Annotated in this window: 20 protein-coding genes and 1 tRNA gene; 5 read left to right on the forward strand and 16 right to left on the reverse strand. The window is 71.1% G+C overall.

What is annotated here, in order from left to right:
* Nucleotides 1-7 precede the first annotated feature (7 nt).
* A complete protein-coding gene (locus E0F75_RS09625; protein ID WP_187622180.1) occupies nt 8-451 on the reverse strand; it encodes a MarR family winged helix-turn-helix transcriptional regulator in 444 nt (147 codons plus the stop codon).
* A gap of 214 nt (nt 452-665) precedes the next feature.
* On the opposite strand from E0F75_RS09625, the gene E0F75_RS09630 reads away from it, so the two are divergent.
* Nucleotides 666-893 carry a hypothetical protein gene (locus E0F75_RS09630; RefSeq protein ID WP_187622054.1) on the forward strand — a complete coding sequence of 76 codons (228 nt, stop codon included), beginning with the start codon at nt 666-668 and terminating at the stop codon, nt 891-893.
* A gap of 103 nt (nt 894-996) precedes the next feature.
* Here the strand turns inward: E0F75_RS09630 and E0F75_RS09635 are convergent, their stop codons facing one another.
* Nucleotides 997-1,593, reverse strand: a complete 597-nt coding sequence (locus E0F75_RS09635) for a TetR family transcriptional regulator (RefSeq protein ID WP_229312629.1) — start codon at nt 1,591-1,593, stop codon at nt 997-999.
* 194 nt (nt 1,594-1,787) lie between these two features.
* On the opposite strand from E0F75_RS09635, the gene E0F75_RS09640 reads away from it, so the two are divergent.
* On the forward strand, nt 1,788-2,726 hold the full coding sequence (locus tag E0F75_RS09640) for an oxidoreductase (protein ID WP_187622056.1): 939 nt from the start codon (nt 1,788-1,790) through the stop codon (nt 2,724-2,726).
* Here E0F75_RS09640 and E0F75_RS09645 read toward each other — a convergent pair.
* The 5 genes from E0F75_RS09645 to E0F75_RS09665 form a co-directional block, all read right to left on the reverse strand.
* Nucleotides 2,713-3,597, reverse strand: a complete 885-nt coding sequence (locus E0F75_RS09645) for a hypothetical protein (protein WP_194480341.1) — start codon at nt 3,595-3,597, stop codon at nt 2,713-2,715. The two genes, E0F75_RS09640 and E0F75_RS09645, sit on opposite strands and share 14 nt — an antisense overlap.
* A 50-nt stretch (nt 3,598-3,647) precedes the next feature.
* Entirely contained in the window at nt 3,648-4,553 is a 906-nt protein-coding gene (locus E0F75_RS09650) for an RNA polymerase sigma factor SigF (protein WP_187622057.1), read from the reverse strand.
* A 235-nt stretch (nt 4,554-4,788) separates the two neighbouring features.
* Nucleotides 4,789-5,634: an RNA polymerase sigma factor SigF gene (locus E0F75_RS09655; RefSeq protein WP_187622058.1), complete on the reverse strand. Its 846-nt coding sequence runs from the start codon at nt 5,632-5,634 to the stop codon at nt 4,789-4,791.
* A 223-nt stretch (nt 5,635-5,857) separates the two neighbouring features.
* Entirely contained in the window at nt 5,858-6,151 is a 294-nt protein-coding gene (locus E0F75_RS09660) for a Dabb family protein (protein ID WP_055599441.1), read from the reverse strand.
* A 9-nt stretch (nt 6,152-6,160) separates the two neighbouring features.
* Nucleotides 6,161-6,325 (reverse strand): hypothetical protein, encoded by a 165-nt coding sequence (locus E0F75_RS09665; RefSeq protein WP_167346861.1) that lies wholly within the window; start codon nt 6,323-6,325, stop codon nt 6,161-6,163.
* A gap of 838 nt (nt 6,326-7,163) precedes the next feature.
* Here E0F75_RS09665 and E0F75_RS09670 point away from each other — a divergent pair.
* Entirely contained in the window at nt 7,164-7,523 is a 360-nt protein-coding gene (locus E0F75_RS09670; RefSeq protein ID WP_206706119.1) for a hypothetical protein, read from the forward strand.
* Between the two features lie 160 nt (nt 7,524-7,683).
* Here the strand turns inward: E0F75_RS09670 and E0F75_RS09675 are convergent.
* The 4 genes from E0F75_RS09675 to E0F75_RS09690 all read right to left on the reverse strand — a co-directional run bounded on the left by E0F75_RS09675 (nt 7,684) and on the right by E0F75_RS09690 (nt 9,357).
* Nucleotides 7,684-7,771 (reverse strand) — tRNA-Ser (locus tag E0F75_RS09675).
* Between the two features lie 55 nt (nt 7,772-7,826).
* Complete coding sequence (tadA, locus tag E0F75_RS09680) at nt 7,827-8,255, reverse strand: tRNA adenosine(34) deaminase TadA (RefSeq protein ID WP_194480520.1); 429 nt, start codon at nt 8,253-8,255, stop codon at nt 7,827-7,829.
* A 62-nt stretch (nt 8,256-8,317) separates the two neighbouring features.
* Nucleotides 8,318-8,851 carry a hypothetical protein gene (locus E0F75_RS09685; RefSeq protein ID WP_187622060.1) on the reverse strand — a complete coding sequence of 178 codons (534 nt, stop codon included), beginning with the start codon at nt 8,849-8,851 and terminating at the stop codon, nt 8,318-8,320.
* A 296-nt stretch (nt 8,852-9,147) separates the two neighbouring features.
* Entirely contained in the window at nt 9,148-9,357 is a 210-nt protein-coding gene (locus tag E0F75_RS09690; protein ID WP_030318177.1) for a hypothetical protein, read from the reverse strand.
* 94 nt (nt 9,358-9,451) lie between these two features.
* On the opposite strand from E0F75_RS09690, the gene upp reads away from it, so the two are divergent.
* On the forward strand, nt 9,452-10,087 hold the full coding sequence (gene upp, locus E0F75_RS09695; RefSeq protein ID WP_024756127.1) for a uracil phosphoribosyltransferase: 636 nt from the start codon (nt 9,452-9,454) through the stop codon (nt 10,085-10,087).
* Between the two features lie 39 nt (nt 10,088-10,126).
* Here upp and E0F75_RS09700 read toward each other — a convergent pair whose 3' ends face one another.
* Both E0F75_RS09700 and E0F75_RS09705 read right to left on the reverse strand, forming a co-directional pair.
* A complete protein-coding gene (locus tag E0F75_RS09700; RefSeq protein WP_187622061.1) occupies nt 10,127-10,756 on the reverse strand; it encodes a LytR C-terminal domain-containing protein in 630 nt (209 codons plus the stop codon).
* 117 nt (nt 10,757-10,873) lie between these two features.
* A complete protein-coding gene (locus E0F75_RS09705; RefSeq protein ID WP_015034993.1) occupies nt 10,874-11,170 on the reverse strand; it encodes a type II toxin-antitoxin system VapB family antitoxin in 297 nt (98 codons plus the stop codon).
* A gap of 96 nt (nt 11,171-11,266) precedes the next feature.
* Between E0F75_RS09705 and E0F75_RS09710 the strand changes: the two genes are divergently transcribed.
* Nucleotides 11,267-12,850, forward strand: coding sequence for a helicase HerA-like domain-containing protein (locus tag E0F75_RS09710; protein WP_187622062.1), 1,584 nt, complete (start codon nt 11,267-11,269; stop codon nt 12,848-12,850).
* Nucleotides 12,851-12,867: 17 nt separating this feature from the next.
* On the opposite strand, the gene E0F75_RS09715 is transcribed toward E0F75_RS09710, so the two are convergent.
* The 3 genes from E0F75_RS09715 to pip form a co-directional block, all read right to left on the reverse strand.
* On the reverse strand, nt 12,868-14,421 hold the full coding sequence (locus tag E0F75_RS09715; RefSeq protein WP_187622063.1) for a M28 family metallopeptidase: 1,554 nt from the start codon (nt 14,419-14,421) through the stop codon (nt 12,868-12,870).
* Between the two features lie 115 nt (nt 14,422-14,536).
* A complete protein-coding gene (locus tag E0F75_RS09720; RefSeq protein ID WP_187622064.1) occupies nt 14,537-15,190 on the reverse strand; it encodes an HhH-GPD-type base excision DNA repair protein in 654 nt (217 codons plus the stop codon).
* 41 nt (nt 15,191-15,231) lie between these two features.
* Nucleotides 15,232-16,170, reverse strand: coding sequence for a prolyl aminopeptidase (gene pip, locus E0F75_RS09725; RefSeq protein ID WP_187622065.1), 939 nt, complete (start codon nt 16,168-16,170; stop codon nt 15,232-15,234).
* Nucleotides 16,171-16,172: the final 2 nt, after the last annotated feature.

Consider the following 16,172-nt stretch of genomic DNA (forward strand, 5'->3'; position numbering starts at 1 on the left):
TTCGTTCTCAAGCGTGGTGGGCCCGGCAGTCCCCGAAGGAATCGCGGAGGCGGGCGAGCAGGGTGGTGAGCAGTTCGACGTCGTCGTCGGACCACTCCGCGAGGGTGCGGGCGAGCATGTCGGTCAGCCGTCGGTCGAGGACGGCGAGCATGTCTTCGCCCGCCCGGGTCAGGTGCAGGATCCGGGAGCGCCGGTCGGCGGGGTCGGGCAGGCGCTCGACCCAGCCGCGGTCCACGGTGTGGGCCACGTGCCGGCTGCTGACCGACATGTCGACGGCCATCAGCTCGGACACCCGGCCCATCCGCATGTCGCCGTGGTGGTTGAGCAGGGCGAGGACGATGGCGGATCCGCCGGGGCACTCGGCGGGCAGGACCCGCGCGAGTCCGCGCTTCACCGCTCCGATGGCGCTCACCTGGCGGGCGAGGTTCTCGTAGCGATTGCTCCGGTCCATCGAGCTGTCCATCGAGTCGTCCATCGGGCACTCCGCAGATGTTGTTGCTTAGGGCAACCATAGAGATCGATGGTTGCTCCAGGCAAACTAAATCGGTCAAACGGCGCTAAAGAATAGGCAAAGGTGGAGCGGAGGTGTGGGTCGCGGACGGTTCCGCAGAGGTGGGGGTACGGGGCTTGGGACCCTCACCCGTACTTCGCTAGGGTCCTGACCCATGGCACACAACCCCCAAGCACCGTACGGCCAGGGCCAGGGCCCCAAGGGCTCCTACGACCCCGCCGGCAACACCCAGATGTTCCGCGCCTTCGTCGACGAGGGCGCCCCGCAGCAGCGGCAGCCGCAGGTCGCGGCCACGTCGGGCGGCCCGAAGGTCGGCCTGATCGTGGGCGTGGTCGCGGTGATCGTCGTCCTGGCGGCCGTCGCCTGGCTGGCCCTGGGCTGACCGACCCGTCCTTCATCGAGTCCCCGGGTGGGCCGGATCCGCGTCACGCGGACCCGGCCCACCTTTCTTTTCGCGCGTCTTCCCGCGCGCCCGGGGTGCCTGTTCAGGGGGTGACGGAGTCCAGGGCTGGCGCGAGCACCGCGAAGGCCTCTCCGATCAGGTCGCCCGGGTCCGCGGAGCTGCCGGCGTCCTCGCCCTCGCTCCACCGGTGCAGTACGGCGTCGAAGGCGGCGAGCGCCATCCCTGCGGCCAGCCGGGGGTAGAGGTCCGCCCGGGGGTCGCGGCCCAGGCGGGCCGCCAGCTCCTCCGTCAGGTCCTCCCGCCACCGCGCCTGGTGCTCCAGGAAGCGGGCGAGCAGGGCCGGGGTGCGAAGGATCAGCCGGACCACCGGCAGGGCGCGGTCGGCGTGGGCGTCACAGATCGTCAGGGGCACGGAGACGGCGTGCAGAAGCGCCTCGGAGGGGCGCTCCCCGGCGGGTCGGGCGGCGAGGCCCGCGCGCATGTCGGCGCCCATGTCGGCCAGGAACTGGACGACCACGTCCTCCTTGGACGCGAAGTACCGGAAGAAGGTCCGCTTGGAGACCCCGGCGGTGGTCGCGATCTCGTCGACGGTGACGGCGTCGAAGCCCTTGAGGGCGAGCAGTTGGAGGGCCGCCTCGGTGAGCTCGGTCGCGACGAGCTGACGCTTGCGCTGGGCCAGGCTGACGGGGGCGGGGCCGGCGGCTCGGCCGGGACCGGGACCGGGGTCAGGGGCCTGGCCGGGGCCGGGGTCGACTTCGGGGCGAGTGCTCACGGTCGGAATCGTAACGCGGTGCCTTCGATGGCACCAGGACGCCCCTGTGGCACTCAACTCCATACTTGACACTCGGTGACACAAGCGGCAGCGTGTGCCGCATGACCAAGAAGCAGCGCTGGACCGCCGACCGGATACCGGACCAGACCGGGCGGCTCTTCGTCGTCACCGGGGCCAACAGCGGCCTCGGCCTCGCCACCACCCGCGAGCTCGCCCGCCGGGGCGGCCGCGTGATCCTCGCCGTACGGGACGAGGAGAAGGGCCGCCGGGCCGTCGACGAGCTCGTCGCGGCCGGGATCGCGCCGGGCCTGCTCGCCGTCCGCCCGCTCGACCTCGCGGACCTCGACTCGGTACGCGCCTTCGCCGGCCGGCTCCGCGAGGAGCACCCGCGGCTCGACGTCCTCGTCAACAACGCGGGAGTGATGGCGCCGCCCCGCACCCTGAGCCCCCAGGGCCACGAGGTCCAGTTCGCCGCCAACCACCTCGGCCACTTCGCGCTCACCGGGCTGCTGCTCGACCTGCTCGCCGCGGGCCGGGACCCCCGGGTCGTCACCGTCAGCTCGATCAACCACCGACAGGGCCGTCTCCACCTCGACGACCTCACCGGCGAGCGCGGCTACGCGCCCATGGCCTTTTACAACCAGTCGAAGTTCGCCAACGCCGTCTTCGGGCAGGAACTGCACCGGCTCCTGAGCGCGTCCGGCAGCCCGGTCCGGAGCGTCCTCGCCCACCCCGGCTACACGGCGACCCGGCTCCAGACCCGGGACACCTCCGGCCTCGTGAAGCTGGTCTTCGGCCGCATCGGCAACCCGCTGCTCGCCCAGCGCCCCGAGCGGGGCGCGCTCCCGCAGCTGTACGCGGCGACCGAACCGGGCGTGGAGGGCGGCGAGTTCGTGGGGCCCGACGGCATGGGCGAGCTGCGCGGCGCGCCCACCCGGGTACGTCCCTCCACCGCGTCCGCCGACCCCGGGACGGGGCGCGCGCTGTGGGAGCTCTCGGAGCGCCTGACCGAGGTGACCTTCCCCGTCACCGCCAGGTAGCGGAGACCTTCCGGGTGTCGATCCGCATCCCGAGCGGCACCCGCCAGGAGTCCACGCACACGGTGTACGTCTCCGTCCGCGCCGCGCCTGCGGCGATCGGCGCGGGCAGCGGCTGGGTGGACGTGAGCGTCGCCCAGTCGACGCCGAGGGCCCCGATGACATGGGTGGCGAAGGTGACCGTGCCCGAACGGGCCGCCGTTCCCCCGCTGTTCCGGAAGGTGACCGTCACCTTCTCGCACCAGCGCCGGTCGCCGTCGGCGAGGACGGGCGTGGAGACGGTGACCACGGCGGGCCCGGGGGCGGGCGTCGGCGTGGGTGCCGGGGTCGCGGGGGGTGCCGGGGCGGTGGTGCCGGGCGCGGGTTTCGAGGGCGGGGCGGAGGGCGGGGCGGAGGGCGTACGGGGAGGGGCGCCGGCGCCGGGGCGCGAGGACGTACCGCCGGAGCCCGAGCCGGAGCCCGCCCCTGAGCCCGTACCCGCACCCGTACCCGAGCCCGTGTCCGAGCCGTCCGGCGCGGTCGTGCCCGACCCCGCACTCGATCCCGTGCCCGCCGCCGTACTCGATCCGGTGCCGGAGGGCCCGGGTGTGCCCGGGAGCGTCGTGGCGCCGTCCGCCGGCGGTGGCGTGGCCGACCCGCCCGGGTCCGTGCCCGGTTCCGGTGACGGGGACGACGTGCTGGACGTGTCCCCGCTTGTCGTGGGGCCGTCCAGGGGGACCAGGGTGACCGCGCCCGAGGGGGTGCCCGCCGTTCCCGGGGAGGGGCCGGCGCCCACCGCCGCGTACCCCTCGCTGTCTCCTCCGCCGCCACAGGCGGTCAGCGCCCCGCCGAGGCAGAGCGCCACCACTACGAGTCCGGGCTTCCTTCGCCTCATGACCGCCAGTCTGTCTGACGATCCGTCAACAAGGGAGCCCTACGCGGGACTCAGTCGGCGATCAGGCCCTCGCGCAGCTGGGCGAGGGTGCGGGTGAGCAGCCGCGAGACGTGCATCTGGGAGATGCCGACCTCCTCGCCGATCTGCGACTGGGTCATGTTGGCGAAGAAGCGCAGCATGATGATCTGCCGCTCCCGGGGCGGGAGTTTGGCGAGCAGCGGCTTGAGCGACTCGCGGTACTCGACGCCTTCGAGTGCCGTGTCCTCGTAGCCGAGGCGATCGGCGAGGGAGCCCTCGCCGCCGTCGTCCTCGGGCGAGGGGGAGTCGAGCGAGGAGGCGGTGTACGCGTTGCCCACGGCGAGGCCGTCGACGACGTCCTCCTCCGACACCCCGAGCACGGCGGCGAGTTCGGGCACGGTGGGGGAGCGGTCGAGCTTCTGCGCGAGCTCGTCGCTGGCCTTGGTGAGGGCGAGGCGCAGCTCCTGGAGCCGGCGCGGGACGCGGACCGACCAGGAGGTGTCGCGGAAGAAGCGCTTGATCTCACCGACGACCGTCGGCATCGCGAACGTCGGGAACTCCACGCCCCGTTCGCAGTCGAAGCGGTCGATCGCCTTGATGAGGCCGATGGTGCCGACCTGGACGATGTCCTCCATCGGCTCGTTGCGGGAGCGGAAGCGGGCCGCCGCGTACCGCACGAGGGGGAGGTTGAGCTCGATGAGGGTGTCGCGGACGTAGGTCCGCTCCGGGCTGTCCGTGGCGGCGCCCTCGGTGTCGAGGGCGCGCAGCCTCAGGAAGAGGGAGCGCGAGAGGGTGCGGGTGTCGAGGGCTCCCGACGTGACGGCCATCGGCGGAGGCGTGGCCTCCGCGCGGTCGGTCGCGGTCGGCGCCGTCGTCTGCGTGGGCACGGGAACGGGCGTGAGCGTGAGCACCTTCGAGCTGCCCAGTTCTGTGGACATGCCACCCCCTTGAGGTCGCGGACGGTCGCGGTGGCCGCGACCATCTGAGGAACGCAGCCACCACCTGAATACCGGCGGCGGGGCTGCGGCAAACTCGGTTCCAGCAGAATGTCACATGTCGGCAACACGCTGTAGTGACTTGTCGACAAGCCGAGGGTGCATATCCGCAGGAAACAAGGGGTGTACGGCATTTGGGGCGCCGCGGAACTGCTCCGAACCGGTCTACCCGATTCAGCTACGCCTCGATTCTGTTTGCGGATCTCAAACGCGCGAAGCTGCGGGCGAGGAGCCTTGACACATGCATCTGGGAGACGCCGAGTTCCTGGCTGATCTGGGACTGCGTCAGATTGCTGTAGTAGCGCAGCATCAGGATCCGCTGCTCCCGCTCGGGCAGTTGGACGAGCAGGTGCCGGACGAGGTCGCGGTGCTCGACGCCGGCCAGCGCGGGGTCCTCGTAGCCGAGCCGGTCGAGCAGTCCGGGCAGCCCGTCGCCCTCCTGCGCGGCCTCCAGGGAGGTCGCGTGGTAGGAGCGTCCGGCCTCGATGCAGGCGAGCACCTCGTCCTCGCCGATCCGCAGCCGCTCGGCGATCTCGGCGGTCGTGGGGGAGCGTCCGTGGGCGGTCGTGAGGTCCTCGGTGGCGCCGTTCACCTGGACCCAGAGCTCGTGCAGGCGGCGGGGCACGTGCACGGTGCGGACGTTGTCGCGGAAGTACCGCTTGATCTCGCCGACGACGGTCGGCATGGCGAACGTCGGGAACTGGACTCCGCGGTCGGGGTCGAAGCGGTCGATGGCGTTGATGAGGCCGATGGTGCCGACCTGGACGACGTCCTCCATCGGCTCGTTGCGGGAGCGGAACCGGGCCGCCGCGTACCGCACGAGCGGCAGGTTGGCCTCGATGAGGGCCCCGCGCACCCGGTGGTGCTCCGGAGTGCCCGGCTCCAGGTTCTTGAGCTGCCCGAAGAGCACCTGGGTGAGGGCGCGGGTGTCGGCGCCTCGGGTGCTCTGGGGCCGGGGGCGGGGGGGCTCCGCGCCGCCTGCCTCGTGCTGGGGCGGGACCTGAGGCGCTGTACTGGCCGGCACGTTCACGCCACCCCTTTGGCTGGTCTTGCTGGTCGACTGGGTCAACTACGGTCAACTCATCCGTCAAAAGCGGTCATAGCATCACAAGACATGTCCACTGTGTGCAAGCACCGCATAGCGACGTGTTGAGGGCATAGTGACGGAAAAAGGGGAGGTCACGTGTGGAATCGGGCACGGAAAAGCCCCCCACCTCGACGACGGGGGGCCTGATGTCGACCGCGGACTAGAACGCGTAGTCCGCGATCACCCAGGTGGCGAACTCGCGCCACTGGGCGACACCCGCCTGGTGCGCGGGGTGGTCCAGGTAGCGCTGGAGCGCGTCGGTGTCCTCGACGGCCGAGTTGATGGCGAAGTCGTACGCGATCGGCCGGTCCGTGATGTTCCAGTCGCACTCCCAGAAGCGCAGCTCCGGGATCTGGTCGCCGAGGGCGCGGAACGCCTCGACACCGGCGACGACACGCGGCTCGTCGCGTGCGACACCGTCGTTGAGCTTGAAGAGGACCAGATGGCGGATCACGAAGGGCTCCTAGTTGATGAGTTCGGTCATGAACTCGCCGACACCCTGGGCGGCGCTGGAAATGCCCTCGAACCCTACCTGTACGAGATCGGCGGCCCGGGCAGGGGACGTGATGATCGTGTACAGCACAAAGACCGAGACCGCGTAGAGCGCGACCTTCTTCGCCTGCGCCATTGCCAGCCCTCCCCTGTTCCCCCGCCTGTTCCCCCGCCGTACGACCGCGCCACTCTAACCGAGGCTTTATGGACCAAGGGCCCGGCGATCGAGGCCTTTCGCCGCCACCCGGAAGGGTGACGGCGGAGCAGGATGGATGTCGAGCCCGGAGGATCTGGCAGGAATCGGAAGGGCTCCTGGAACCGGCCCGCACTGCGGGGTCCGCGCCGCGAGCTTCCCCCTGATTGCGGCGCGGGCTTGTAGGACCGGTTCTCATCGGGGGGAGCGGCTTGTCCCCCCGATGCCGCTCCCCCCGTCCTGGTTCTGCGCCGGAATCGCCCGGCCCGGTCTCCGAGGTGTCCCTCGGAGAGGGTGTTCTCCCGGCATTGCGGGGAATGCGACGAACCGCTGCCGAAAGCAACTTCTGTGGACGGATTCGGGGTCTCGCGCGGCCCTTGGCTGAATTCACCGACGGATACGAGGGCGGTCGGAAGCCCGTGCGAAAGCGGCACGGGACCGGGAGAATTCCCGGTCGGCCCCTCAGGCATTCCGAAGGGGTGGCGCCCCACCTCCGGCGGATCCGTGAGTACGCCCGTACGCGCGCCACGTTCGTCGCGGCCCGCCGCAGGGCGGCTCGCCGGCTGCCGGTCAGGGGCTTCGACGACGTCGAGGTGACGATCCTGCCCGGTGGCCGTTTCCCGGTCTCCGGGGCATCGTCCCGCCCAGGCAGTCGGTTTTCGGCCTGGCCTCCGTCATTCGGCCATCGACTCGGGCGTCTAGCACGTCATATGGCGTACCGTGGAGACGAGTTGGCGGTTTCTTTACCCGAGCGCGGACATACCCCAGGGGGATCACAGGTATGAAGCGAATTTTCGGCCTCGCGGCAATCATCGCGGGCGGAGTGCTCGCCCTATTCTTCCCGGATCTCGAATTCGGCTGGTTCAGGGGGCGCCCGTTGGGAATCGCCCTGGTCGTCATCGGCGGAATCGAACTCCTGGAGAGCACGCGCCGCCGCAAGCCGAAGGGCCTGGTCGAGGAGCTGCGCGACGACCTCGGCCTCGGTGCGCGGAACCGCGACGGGGGCGAGGACCGGGACGAGGACCGGGGCGGGAGCCGCGGAAGGGACCGTGAGCGCGACCGGGACCGGGAGATGGTGCGGGAGTTCGACCAGGAGGTGGAGCGTGAGGCGCGGAAGCACCGCGGCCACCCCGACCTCTGACTCCGGGAGACTCCGACTGACGGAGGGCCAGAGCCCGGGCCAGGCCAGAGCCCCGGCCAGGCCAGAGCCCCGGCCAGGGCAGGGCCCTGGTCCACCCCACCGGCCGGCGGCAAAAGAAGAACCCCTCCGATCCGTTTCCACGGATCAGAGGGGTTCTTGCTGGCGGTAGCGGAGGGATTTGAACCCTCGGTGACTTGCGCCACACTCGCTTTCGAGGCGAGCTCCTTCGGCCGCTCGGACACGCTACCGAGAGAGAGCTTAGCCGAAACTGGCGCTGCGATGAAATCCGTATCCCGTGGCAGGTCAGCGGGTGCGGAAGAAGGCCGTGAGCTGCTCCGCGCACTCCTCGCCGAGCACGCCCTGGATCACCTCGGGCCGGTGGTTGAGCCGGCGGTCCCGTACGAGGTCCCAGAGCGAACCCGCCGCGCCCGCCTTCTCGTCCGGTGCGCCGAACACCACCCGCTCGACCCGCGACTGGACGAGTGCCCCCGCGCACATCACGCACGGCTCCAGGGTCACGACCAGCGTGCAGCCCGTCAGCCGCCACTCCCCGGTCGCCGCGGCCGCCCGGCGCAGGGCGAGCACCTCGGCGTGCGCGGTGGGGTCTCCGGTGGCCTCCCGCTCGTTGTGCCCGCGGGCGAGCACGGCGCCGCCGGGGTCGAGCACGACCGCGCCGACCGGTACGTCACCGGCCGGCACGGCCGCGTCGGCCTCGGCGAGGGCGAGCCGCATGGCGTCCCGCCAGGGGTCCCGAACGGGGTCGGGCACAGGTACGACAGGTACAGCGCGTGCCACTAGCGGACGGCCTCCAGGACCTCGGCGGCCCCCAGCGCGTCCGCGATCTCCGCGAGCGCGTCGCTGTCGAGCGCCAGCAGATCGGCCGGGGACATGCCGAGGTCCGCCAGGATCAGCCGGTCGCCGACCGGAGCGGCCGGCACGGCCTCGGCCGCGACGCTCGTCTCCTCGTCGTCGTCCGTGTCGCCCTCGAGCGGCTCCCCGTCCTCCGTACCGTCCAGGTCCAGCGATTCGAGCTCGTCGACGATGTCGTCCAGGTCGTCGCCGAGGATCTCCCGGGTGAGGATCTCCCCGTACGAGGAACGGGCGGCGGCGGCGCCGTCCGAGACGTAGATGCGAGGGTCTTCCTCACCCTCGATCCGTACGATCCCGAACCACGCGTCCTCCTGCTCGATGAAGACGATCACCGTGTCGTCGTCCGAGGCCTCGCGGGCGAGCTCGGTCAGATCCGACAGGGTCTCCACGTCGTCGAGCTCCGTGTCGCTCGCTTCCCACCCGTCTTCGGTGCGCGCGAGCAGTGCGGCGAAGTACACCTGACTCTCTCCCACTGATCAGAGGTGTGACGATCCGGCGGCGCTCTCCTGACGCCCCGCCCAATCGGCATCGTGACAGATACGGCGCCCACAGGAGAGGTCTTCGGCTCTTGCGTCGTGCATCAGTCTGAACGACCCCGCGATCGGGCGGGCGTACGACCCCGGCGCACGCAGGGGGCGCACAGGGGGACGGGACGGGGGCGCGGCCGGGGACCGGAGCGGGGCGGGAGCCCCCTGGCGGCCCGGCAGGCCCAAGGGGCCCCTGATGGGCTCCTGGCGGACTCCTGGCAGGCTCCTCACCAGCGGAAGGTGCGCATGCGCATCGCCTGGCGCATCCGGGCCGCCCGCGCGCGTCGCGGCTGGACGCGCTCGCGCAGCGCCTTCGCCTCGCCGAGTTCACGCAGGAACTGGGCGCGGCGCCTGCGGCGCTCCGCGTCGGTCTCCGGTGCCGGTGTCCGGGCCGCCCCCTCGGCGGCGCCGTCGGCCGGTTCTTCCAGGTGCGGCATCGGCCACTCCAACCCCATCGCTGGGTCCCCGTGCCACCCACCTTCCCCCAGTGGCGTGGGTCGATGCCAGTGCGGGGCGGGCTACTGTTGAGCCATGCGTCTCCACGTCGTCGATCACCCGCTGGTCGCCCACAAGCTCACCACGCTGCGCGACAAGCGCACGGATTCCGCGACCTTCCGTCGGCTCGCCGACGAGCTGGTCACCCTGCTCGCCTACGAGGCCACCAGGGACGTCCGGACCGAGCAGGTCGACATCGAGACCCCCGTCACGCCCACGACCGGTGTGAAGCTGTCGTACCCGCGTCCGCTGGTGGTCCCGATCCTGCGCGCCGGGCTCGGCATGCTCGACGGCATGGTCCGGCTGCTCCCGACCGCCGAGGTCGGCTTCCTGGGCATGATCCGCAACGAGGAGACGCTGGAGGCGTCGACCTACGCCACGCGGATGCCGGAGGACCTCTCGGGCCGCCAGGTGTACGTCCTCGACCCGATGCTGGCGACCGGCGGCACGCTCGTCGCGGCCATCCGGGAGCTCATCAAGCGCGGCGCCGACGACGTGACCGCGGTCGTGCTCCTCGCCGCCCCGGAGGGCGTCGAGATCATGGAGCGCGAGCTGGCGGGCACCCCCGTCACCGTCGTGACGGCCTCGGTCGACGAGCGTCTCAACGAGAACGGCTACATCGTTCCGGGCCTGGGCGACGCGGGCGACCGCATGTACGGCTCCGCCGAGTAGGAGGCTGCCGGCTCCGCCGAAAGGCTCCCGGTCAGTACGTCAGCACTTTCCGGTCGGTACGGGCGCGGGCTTGGTCAGGGCGACCAGGGCCGCGTCCGCCGTCTTTTTCGGGGCCAGGTTCTTGAAGGCGGTCCCGATGATCAGGTCCACGTCCGCCGTGCCCCGGGTGTCCGTCTTCGTCGTGGCGCCCGCGAGCTGGGTGCCGAGGACCGGGAAGACGCCCTTGGTGGCGGTCGTGGCGCCGAGGAGCAGTCCGGCGCCGGGGACCTTCTTGTCGTAGGCGGCGGGCGCGTTCCCCACCTTGCCGATCTTGAAGCCGCGCTTCTTGAGCTCGTCCGCGGTCGTCTTGGCGAGCCCGCTGCGCGGGGTCGCGTTGTAGACGTTGACCGTGATCTGGGCGGGCTTGGGGAGGGCAGCCGCGGGTGCGGTCGTCGCACGGGCGACGGGTTTGCAGTCGGTCTGTTTTCCGGCCGTCGCCCTGGTGCCCTCGTCGCCGGAGAAGACGTCGACGAGCTGGAGCGTGCCCCAGCCGGCCGCGCCGAGCACGACCGCGGCGGCGGCGGACGCGAGGATGATCCTGCGCCGGCGGTGGGGGCGGCGCATGCGCGGGTAGACGTCCCCCGTGATGCGGTACTTTCCGCCCATTCCGGGGGGAGTGAGCATGCTCATGAACGCAGCGTAATGCCGCCCGTCGGCGATGCCTACTTGATGATCATGTGATCGCGTCCGGATGGGGGCGAACTGACCCCGAAAGGGTCAGCGGGTACGGGGCCGGTCGGCGCTGGCTCAGTCCATTTCCAGGACGCGGGCGTGCAGCACCTGGCGCTGCTGGAGCGCCGCGCGGACGGCGCGGTGCAGTCCGTCCTCGAGATAGAGATCGCCCTGCCACTTCACGACGTGCGCGAAGAGGTCGCCGTAGAACGTGGAGTCCTCGGCGAGCAGCGTCTCCAGGTCCAGCTGGCCCTTGGTGGTGACCAGCTGATCGAGGCGGACCGGGCGCGGGGCGACGTCCGCCCACTGCCGGGTGCTTTCCCGGCCGTGGTCGGGATACGGCTTTCCGTTTCCGATGCGCTTGAAGATCACACGGAAAGCCTACCGGGCGAGCGGCTCCCGGCGCAGCCATGCACGGGCAGTGGGATGCTGGTGCGAACCATGACAAACCGGAATTGGGGTGCCGTGATGAGCGTGAGCGAGCAGCCACCGGCCGCGCTGGGCGGCCCTGCCGCCGAGATCGCCGCCGGGTACGCCTTCGAGGGGGCGGCACTCGATCTGGGGGCACTGCTCTGGGACGGCGCATGTCACCCGGACGCGCCGATCCGCATCCCGCTGCCCGTGCTCAACCGGCACGGACTGGTCGCCGGCGCGACCGGCACGGGCAAGACGAAGACGCTCCAGCTGATCGCCGAGCAGCTCTCGGCGAACGGCGTGCCGGTCTTCCTCGCCGACATCAAGGGCGACGTGTCCGGCGTCTCGGCCCCCGGCGAGGACGGCGAGAAGGTCCGGGAGCGGGCCGCCCAGGTCGGCCAGGAGTGGCGGGCGACGGGCTTCCCCTGCGAGTTCTACGGGCTCGGCGGGACCGGCCCCGGCATCCCGGTGCGCGCCACGGTGACCGGTTTCGGCCCCGTACTGCTGTCGAAGGTGCTCCAGCTCAACCAGACGCAGGAGCAGTCGCTCGGCCTGATCTTCCACTACGCCGATTCCAAGGGCCTGGAGCTGGTGGACCTCAAGGACCTCCGGGCGGTGGTGGCGTTCCTGGTCTCGGACACCGGGAAGGCCGAGCTCAAGGGGATCGGCGGGCTGTCCACGGTGACGGCCGGGGTGATCTTGCGGTCGATCACGGCCTTCGAGCAGCAGGGCGCGGGCGGTTTCTTCGGGGAGCCGGAGTTCGACACGAGCGAGTTCCTGCGGACGGCGGCGGACGGGCGCGGGATCGTCTCGGTCCTGGAGCTGCCGTCGGTGCAGGACAAGCCGCAGCTCTTCTCGACCTTCCTGATGTGGATGCTGGCGGATCTCTTCAACGACCTGCCGGAGGTCGGCGATCTGGAGAAGCCGAAGCTGGTCTTCTTCTTCGACGAGGCGCATCTGCTGTTCAGCGGCGCGTCGAAGGCGTTCCTGGGGTCGATCACCCAGACCGTGCGGCTGATCCGCTCGAAGGGCATCGGCGTGTTCTTCGTGACGCAGACGCCGAAGGACGTGCCGTCGGACGTGCTCGCGCAGCTCGGCAACCGGGTGCAGCACGCGCTGCGCGCCTTCACCCCGGACGACGCGAAGGCCCTGAAGGCGACGGTACGGACGTTCCCGAACTCGCCGTACGACCTGGAGGAGGTCCTCACGGGCCTCGGTACGGGCGAGGCGGTGATCACCGTACTGAGCGAGAAGGGCGCCCCGACCCCGGTCGCGGCGACCCGGCTGCGGGCGCCGGAGTCGCTGATGGGCCCGATCGACGCGGCCGCCCTGGACGCGGCGGTGAAGGGCTCGCCGCTCTACGGACGGTACGCGGAGGCGGTGGACCGCGAGTCGGCGTACGAGAGGCTGACGGCCGAGCAGCAGGCGGCGGAGGCGGCGGCGCTCGAGGCGGCGGCCGCCAAGGAGGCGGAGAAGGCGCAGAAGCAGGGTGGAGGGAGGGCTCCGAAGCCGGAGCCCTCCCTCACCGAACAGGTGGTGGGCAGTGGGGTCTTCACGTCCCTTGCGCGGTCGATCGGCACCCAGCTGGGCCGGGAGATCAGCCGCTCGATCTTCGGCACCGCCCGCCGCAGGAGGTAGCGGGAGCTACCGGACTGCTACTCGGTGACCTCGTCGTGGTCGCTGTGCAGGCCGCCGCCGCTGCTCTCGCCGCCCGTGGTCGGGGTGGAGACGACCGGCTTGCGCAGCGAGGAGATGTCGTGGGCGTAGGTGCCCACGGCGTTGGCGATGACCTTGATGTTGGCGTCGAAGGCCTTCATGTTGACGTTCTTCAGGTCGTCGCCCTTGGCGTGGTAGTTCACGTCGTACGCGACACCCGCCGTGCCGCCGAACTTGGCGGCCTGGGCGGCGGTCTTGATGCCCTCGGCGCCGGTGAAGGTGCCGCCGGAGGGGATGCCGACCTTGATGAACGGGCCGTAGTCGGAGCGGCCGGAGAAGTCGGTGCCCTCGTTCGGGAGGCCGCGCGAGCCCATGAAGTCGGTGATGTCGCGCTCCAGCTGGGCGGAGCCCGCGGGGCCGGCGCCCTCGCCGACGTTGTCCGAGTTGTCGCCGTCGTAGACGAACAGGCCGTAGTTCGGCGAGGCGATCATGTCGAAGTTGAGGTAGAGCTTGATCTCGCTCTTGTCGAGCGCGGTCAGGTTCTTGACGTAGTGGTCGGAGCCGAGGAGGCCGTTCTCCTCCGCGGACCACCAGGCGAAGCGGACCTTGTTGCGGACCTTGTCCTTCGACTTGGCGAGCTCCAGGGCGGTCTGGAGGAGACCGGCGGAGCCGGAGCCGTTGTCGTTGATGCCGGGGCCCGCGGTGACGGAGTCGAGGTGCGAGCCGAGCATCACGGTGTTGGCGGCGTTGCCGCCCTTGGTCTCCGCGATGACGTTGTTGGTGATGCGCTTCTCCTGGAGCTGGCGGATCTCGAAGGAGAGCTTGACGGCGCCCTTGGCGAGGTCGGCGGCGAGCTTCTCGCCCTCGGCCAGGCTGATGCCACCGGTCGGGATCTTGCCCGCGGCCGGCTCGCCGAGGGTGCCGGAGAGGATGCCCTCGACGTTGTTGTAGACGATCGCGCCGGCGGCGCCGGCCGCGGCGGCCTGCTCCTGCTTGATCGCGAAGGAGCAGCCACCGCGCTTGATGAGCGCGACCTTGCCGGTGAAGGCGCCGGCGGCGTAGTCGCCCGGCTCGCAGCCGGTGGTGCCGTCGGCGTCGACGGGCACGGCGGCCAGATCGACCTTGATGCCGCCGACCGGGGTGGACTTGGTGTACGTCATGGCGCGGATCTCGAGGGCGCGCGGCGCGGGCGCCTCCACGGAGACCTTCTCGGCGAGCGTCTGGGTGTAGATGAAGTCGAACTGCTCGTACGAGACGTCGTAGCCGGCCTTCTTGAGCTGCTGGTACACGTACGCGGCCGAGGCGTCGTGCCCGAGTGTGCCGGCGGCGCGGTGACCGCCGGCCGAGTCGGCTATCGCCTGGAACTTCTGCAGGTGCTTGTAGGCGTCCTGGCCAGTGGTTTCGCGGACCAGCTTCTTCGCCAGCCTGGCGGCATCGCGGGCGGGTGCGGCCGCGGGGTCCTTCACCGCGGTGGCGGGCGAGGCGAGGACCAGCGGGGTGGCGAGGGCGGCGGCGGCCAGAATGGCCGCGGCCCGGCGCTGGGTAGCGTTCACAGAAGTCCTTCCCGTTACGGACGAGGTTGAGGGGAAGTTAGCGATCCACAGGGCATCCTGTGAACACCTTCTCCACAATTCCTGTCACATAGAGCAGGATTGAAATCTGGAATTTTCAATTCCCATCGGATTTGGACTCCTTGGCGGCTTTCGCCGCTTTCGCCGCCGCCTTCATCTCCTGCTTGTGGGCCCGCACCTTCACCAGCGACTCCGGCCCCGTGATGTCGGCGGCCGAGCGGTACGAGCCCTGATCGCCGTACGCGCCCGCCGCCTCCCGCCAGCCCGTCGGCCGCACCCCGTACTGCTTGCCGAGCAGGGCCAGGAAGATCTGCGCCTTCTGCTTGCCGAAGCCGGGCAGCGCCTGGAGGCGCCCGAGCAGCTCCTTCCCGGTCGCCGCGTCCGCCCAGACGGCCTCGGCGTCGCCCCCGTACTCCTCGACGAGGAACGCGCACAGTTGCTGTACGCGCTGGGCCATCGACCCGGGGTAGCGGTGCACGGCGGGCTTCTCGGAGAGCAGCGCGGCGAACTCCTCCGGGTCCCGGGCGGCGATCTCGTGCGCGTCGAGATCGTCCGCGCCGAGCCGCCGGGCGATGGTGTACGGCCCGGAGAAGGCCCACTCCATGGGCACCTGCTGGTCGAGCAGCATGCCGACGAGCGCGGCCAGCGGCGAGCGGCCGAGCAGCGCGTCGGCCTCCGCCTGCTGGGCGAGATGGATCTCGGGGTGCTCCGGGTGCGAGGCGGCGGCGGGGCTCTTGGACGCGGGGCTCATGTTCCGATCATCCCGCCCGGCCGTGGTGATCGCGCGGTGGACTAGCCCTTCCCGAAGCGGTCGAGGGCGGCGAGGATCAGCTCCCCGGTCTCCTTCCCGCCCAGGTGACCTGCGGTCTCGACGACGTGCAGCTCGGCGTCCGGCCAAGCCCGGGACAGCTCCCAGGCGGTGCCGAGCGGCCCGCCCATGTCGAGCCGGCCGTGGATCAGGACGCCGGGGATGCCGGCGAGCCGGTGGGCGTCGCGGATCAGGGCGCCCTCCTCCAGCCAGGCACCGTGCGCGAAGTAGTGCGCGCAGATCCGGACGAAGCCGAGCCGGGTGTCGTCGACCCGGTCGGTGTACGGGGTGCCCTGGCCCTCCATCGACAGGACCGCGTCCTCCCAGGCGCACCAGTCGGCGGCGGCCTTCTCCCGGACGGCCCGGTCGGGGTGGTTCATCAGGGCGGCGTAGGCGCCGACCAGGTCCTCCGCGTGGTCCGCCCCCGCCCGGAAGCGCTCATGGGCCTCGGGGAAGAACCGCCCCACACCCTCGTACAGCCAGGCCGTCTCGGAGCGGCGCGTGGTCGTCACCGCCGCGATCACGATCTCCGTGACCCGCTCGGGGTACGCCTCCGCGTACGCCAGGATCAGGGTGGAGCCCCAGGAACCGCCGTACAGCAGCCAGCGGTCGATCCCCAGGTGCTCGCGCAGCCTCTCCATGTCGGCGACCAGGTGCGCGGTGGTGTTCACGCCCATGTCGGCGGCCGGGTCGCTCGCGTGCGGGGTGGAGCGGCCGCAGCCGCGCTGGTCGAACAGGACCAGGCGGTACGCCTCCGGGTCGAAGAAGCGGCGGCTGCGCGGCGAGGACCCGGAGCCGGGGCCGCCGTGGACGACGAGCGCGGCCCGGCCCTCCGGATTGCCGGAGACCTCCCAGTGGATGCGGTTGCCGTCGCCCACGTCGAGCAGGCCCTGGTCGTACGGTGCGGAGTGGTCGGAGTACATCC

Origin of the sequence: Streptomyces sp. CB02980 (genome assembly GCF_014451325.2) — a bacterium.
In the GTDB taxonomy this organism is placed as follows: domain Bacteria; phylum Actinomycetota; class Actinomycetes; order Streptomycetales; family Streptomycetaceae; genus Streptomyces.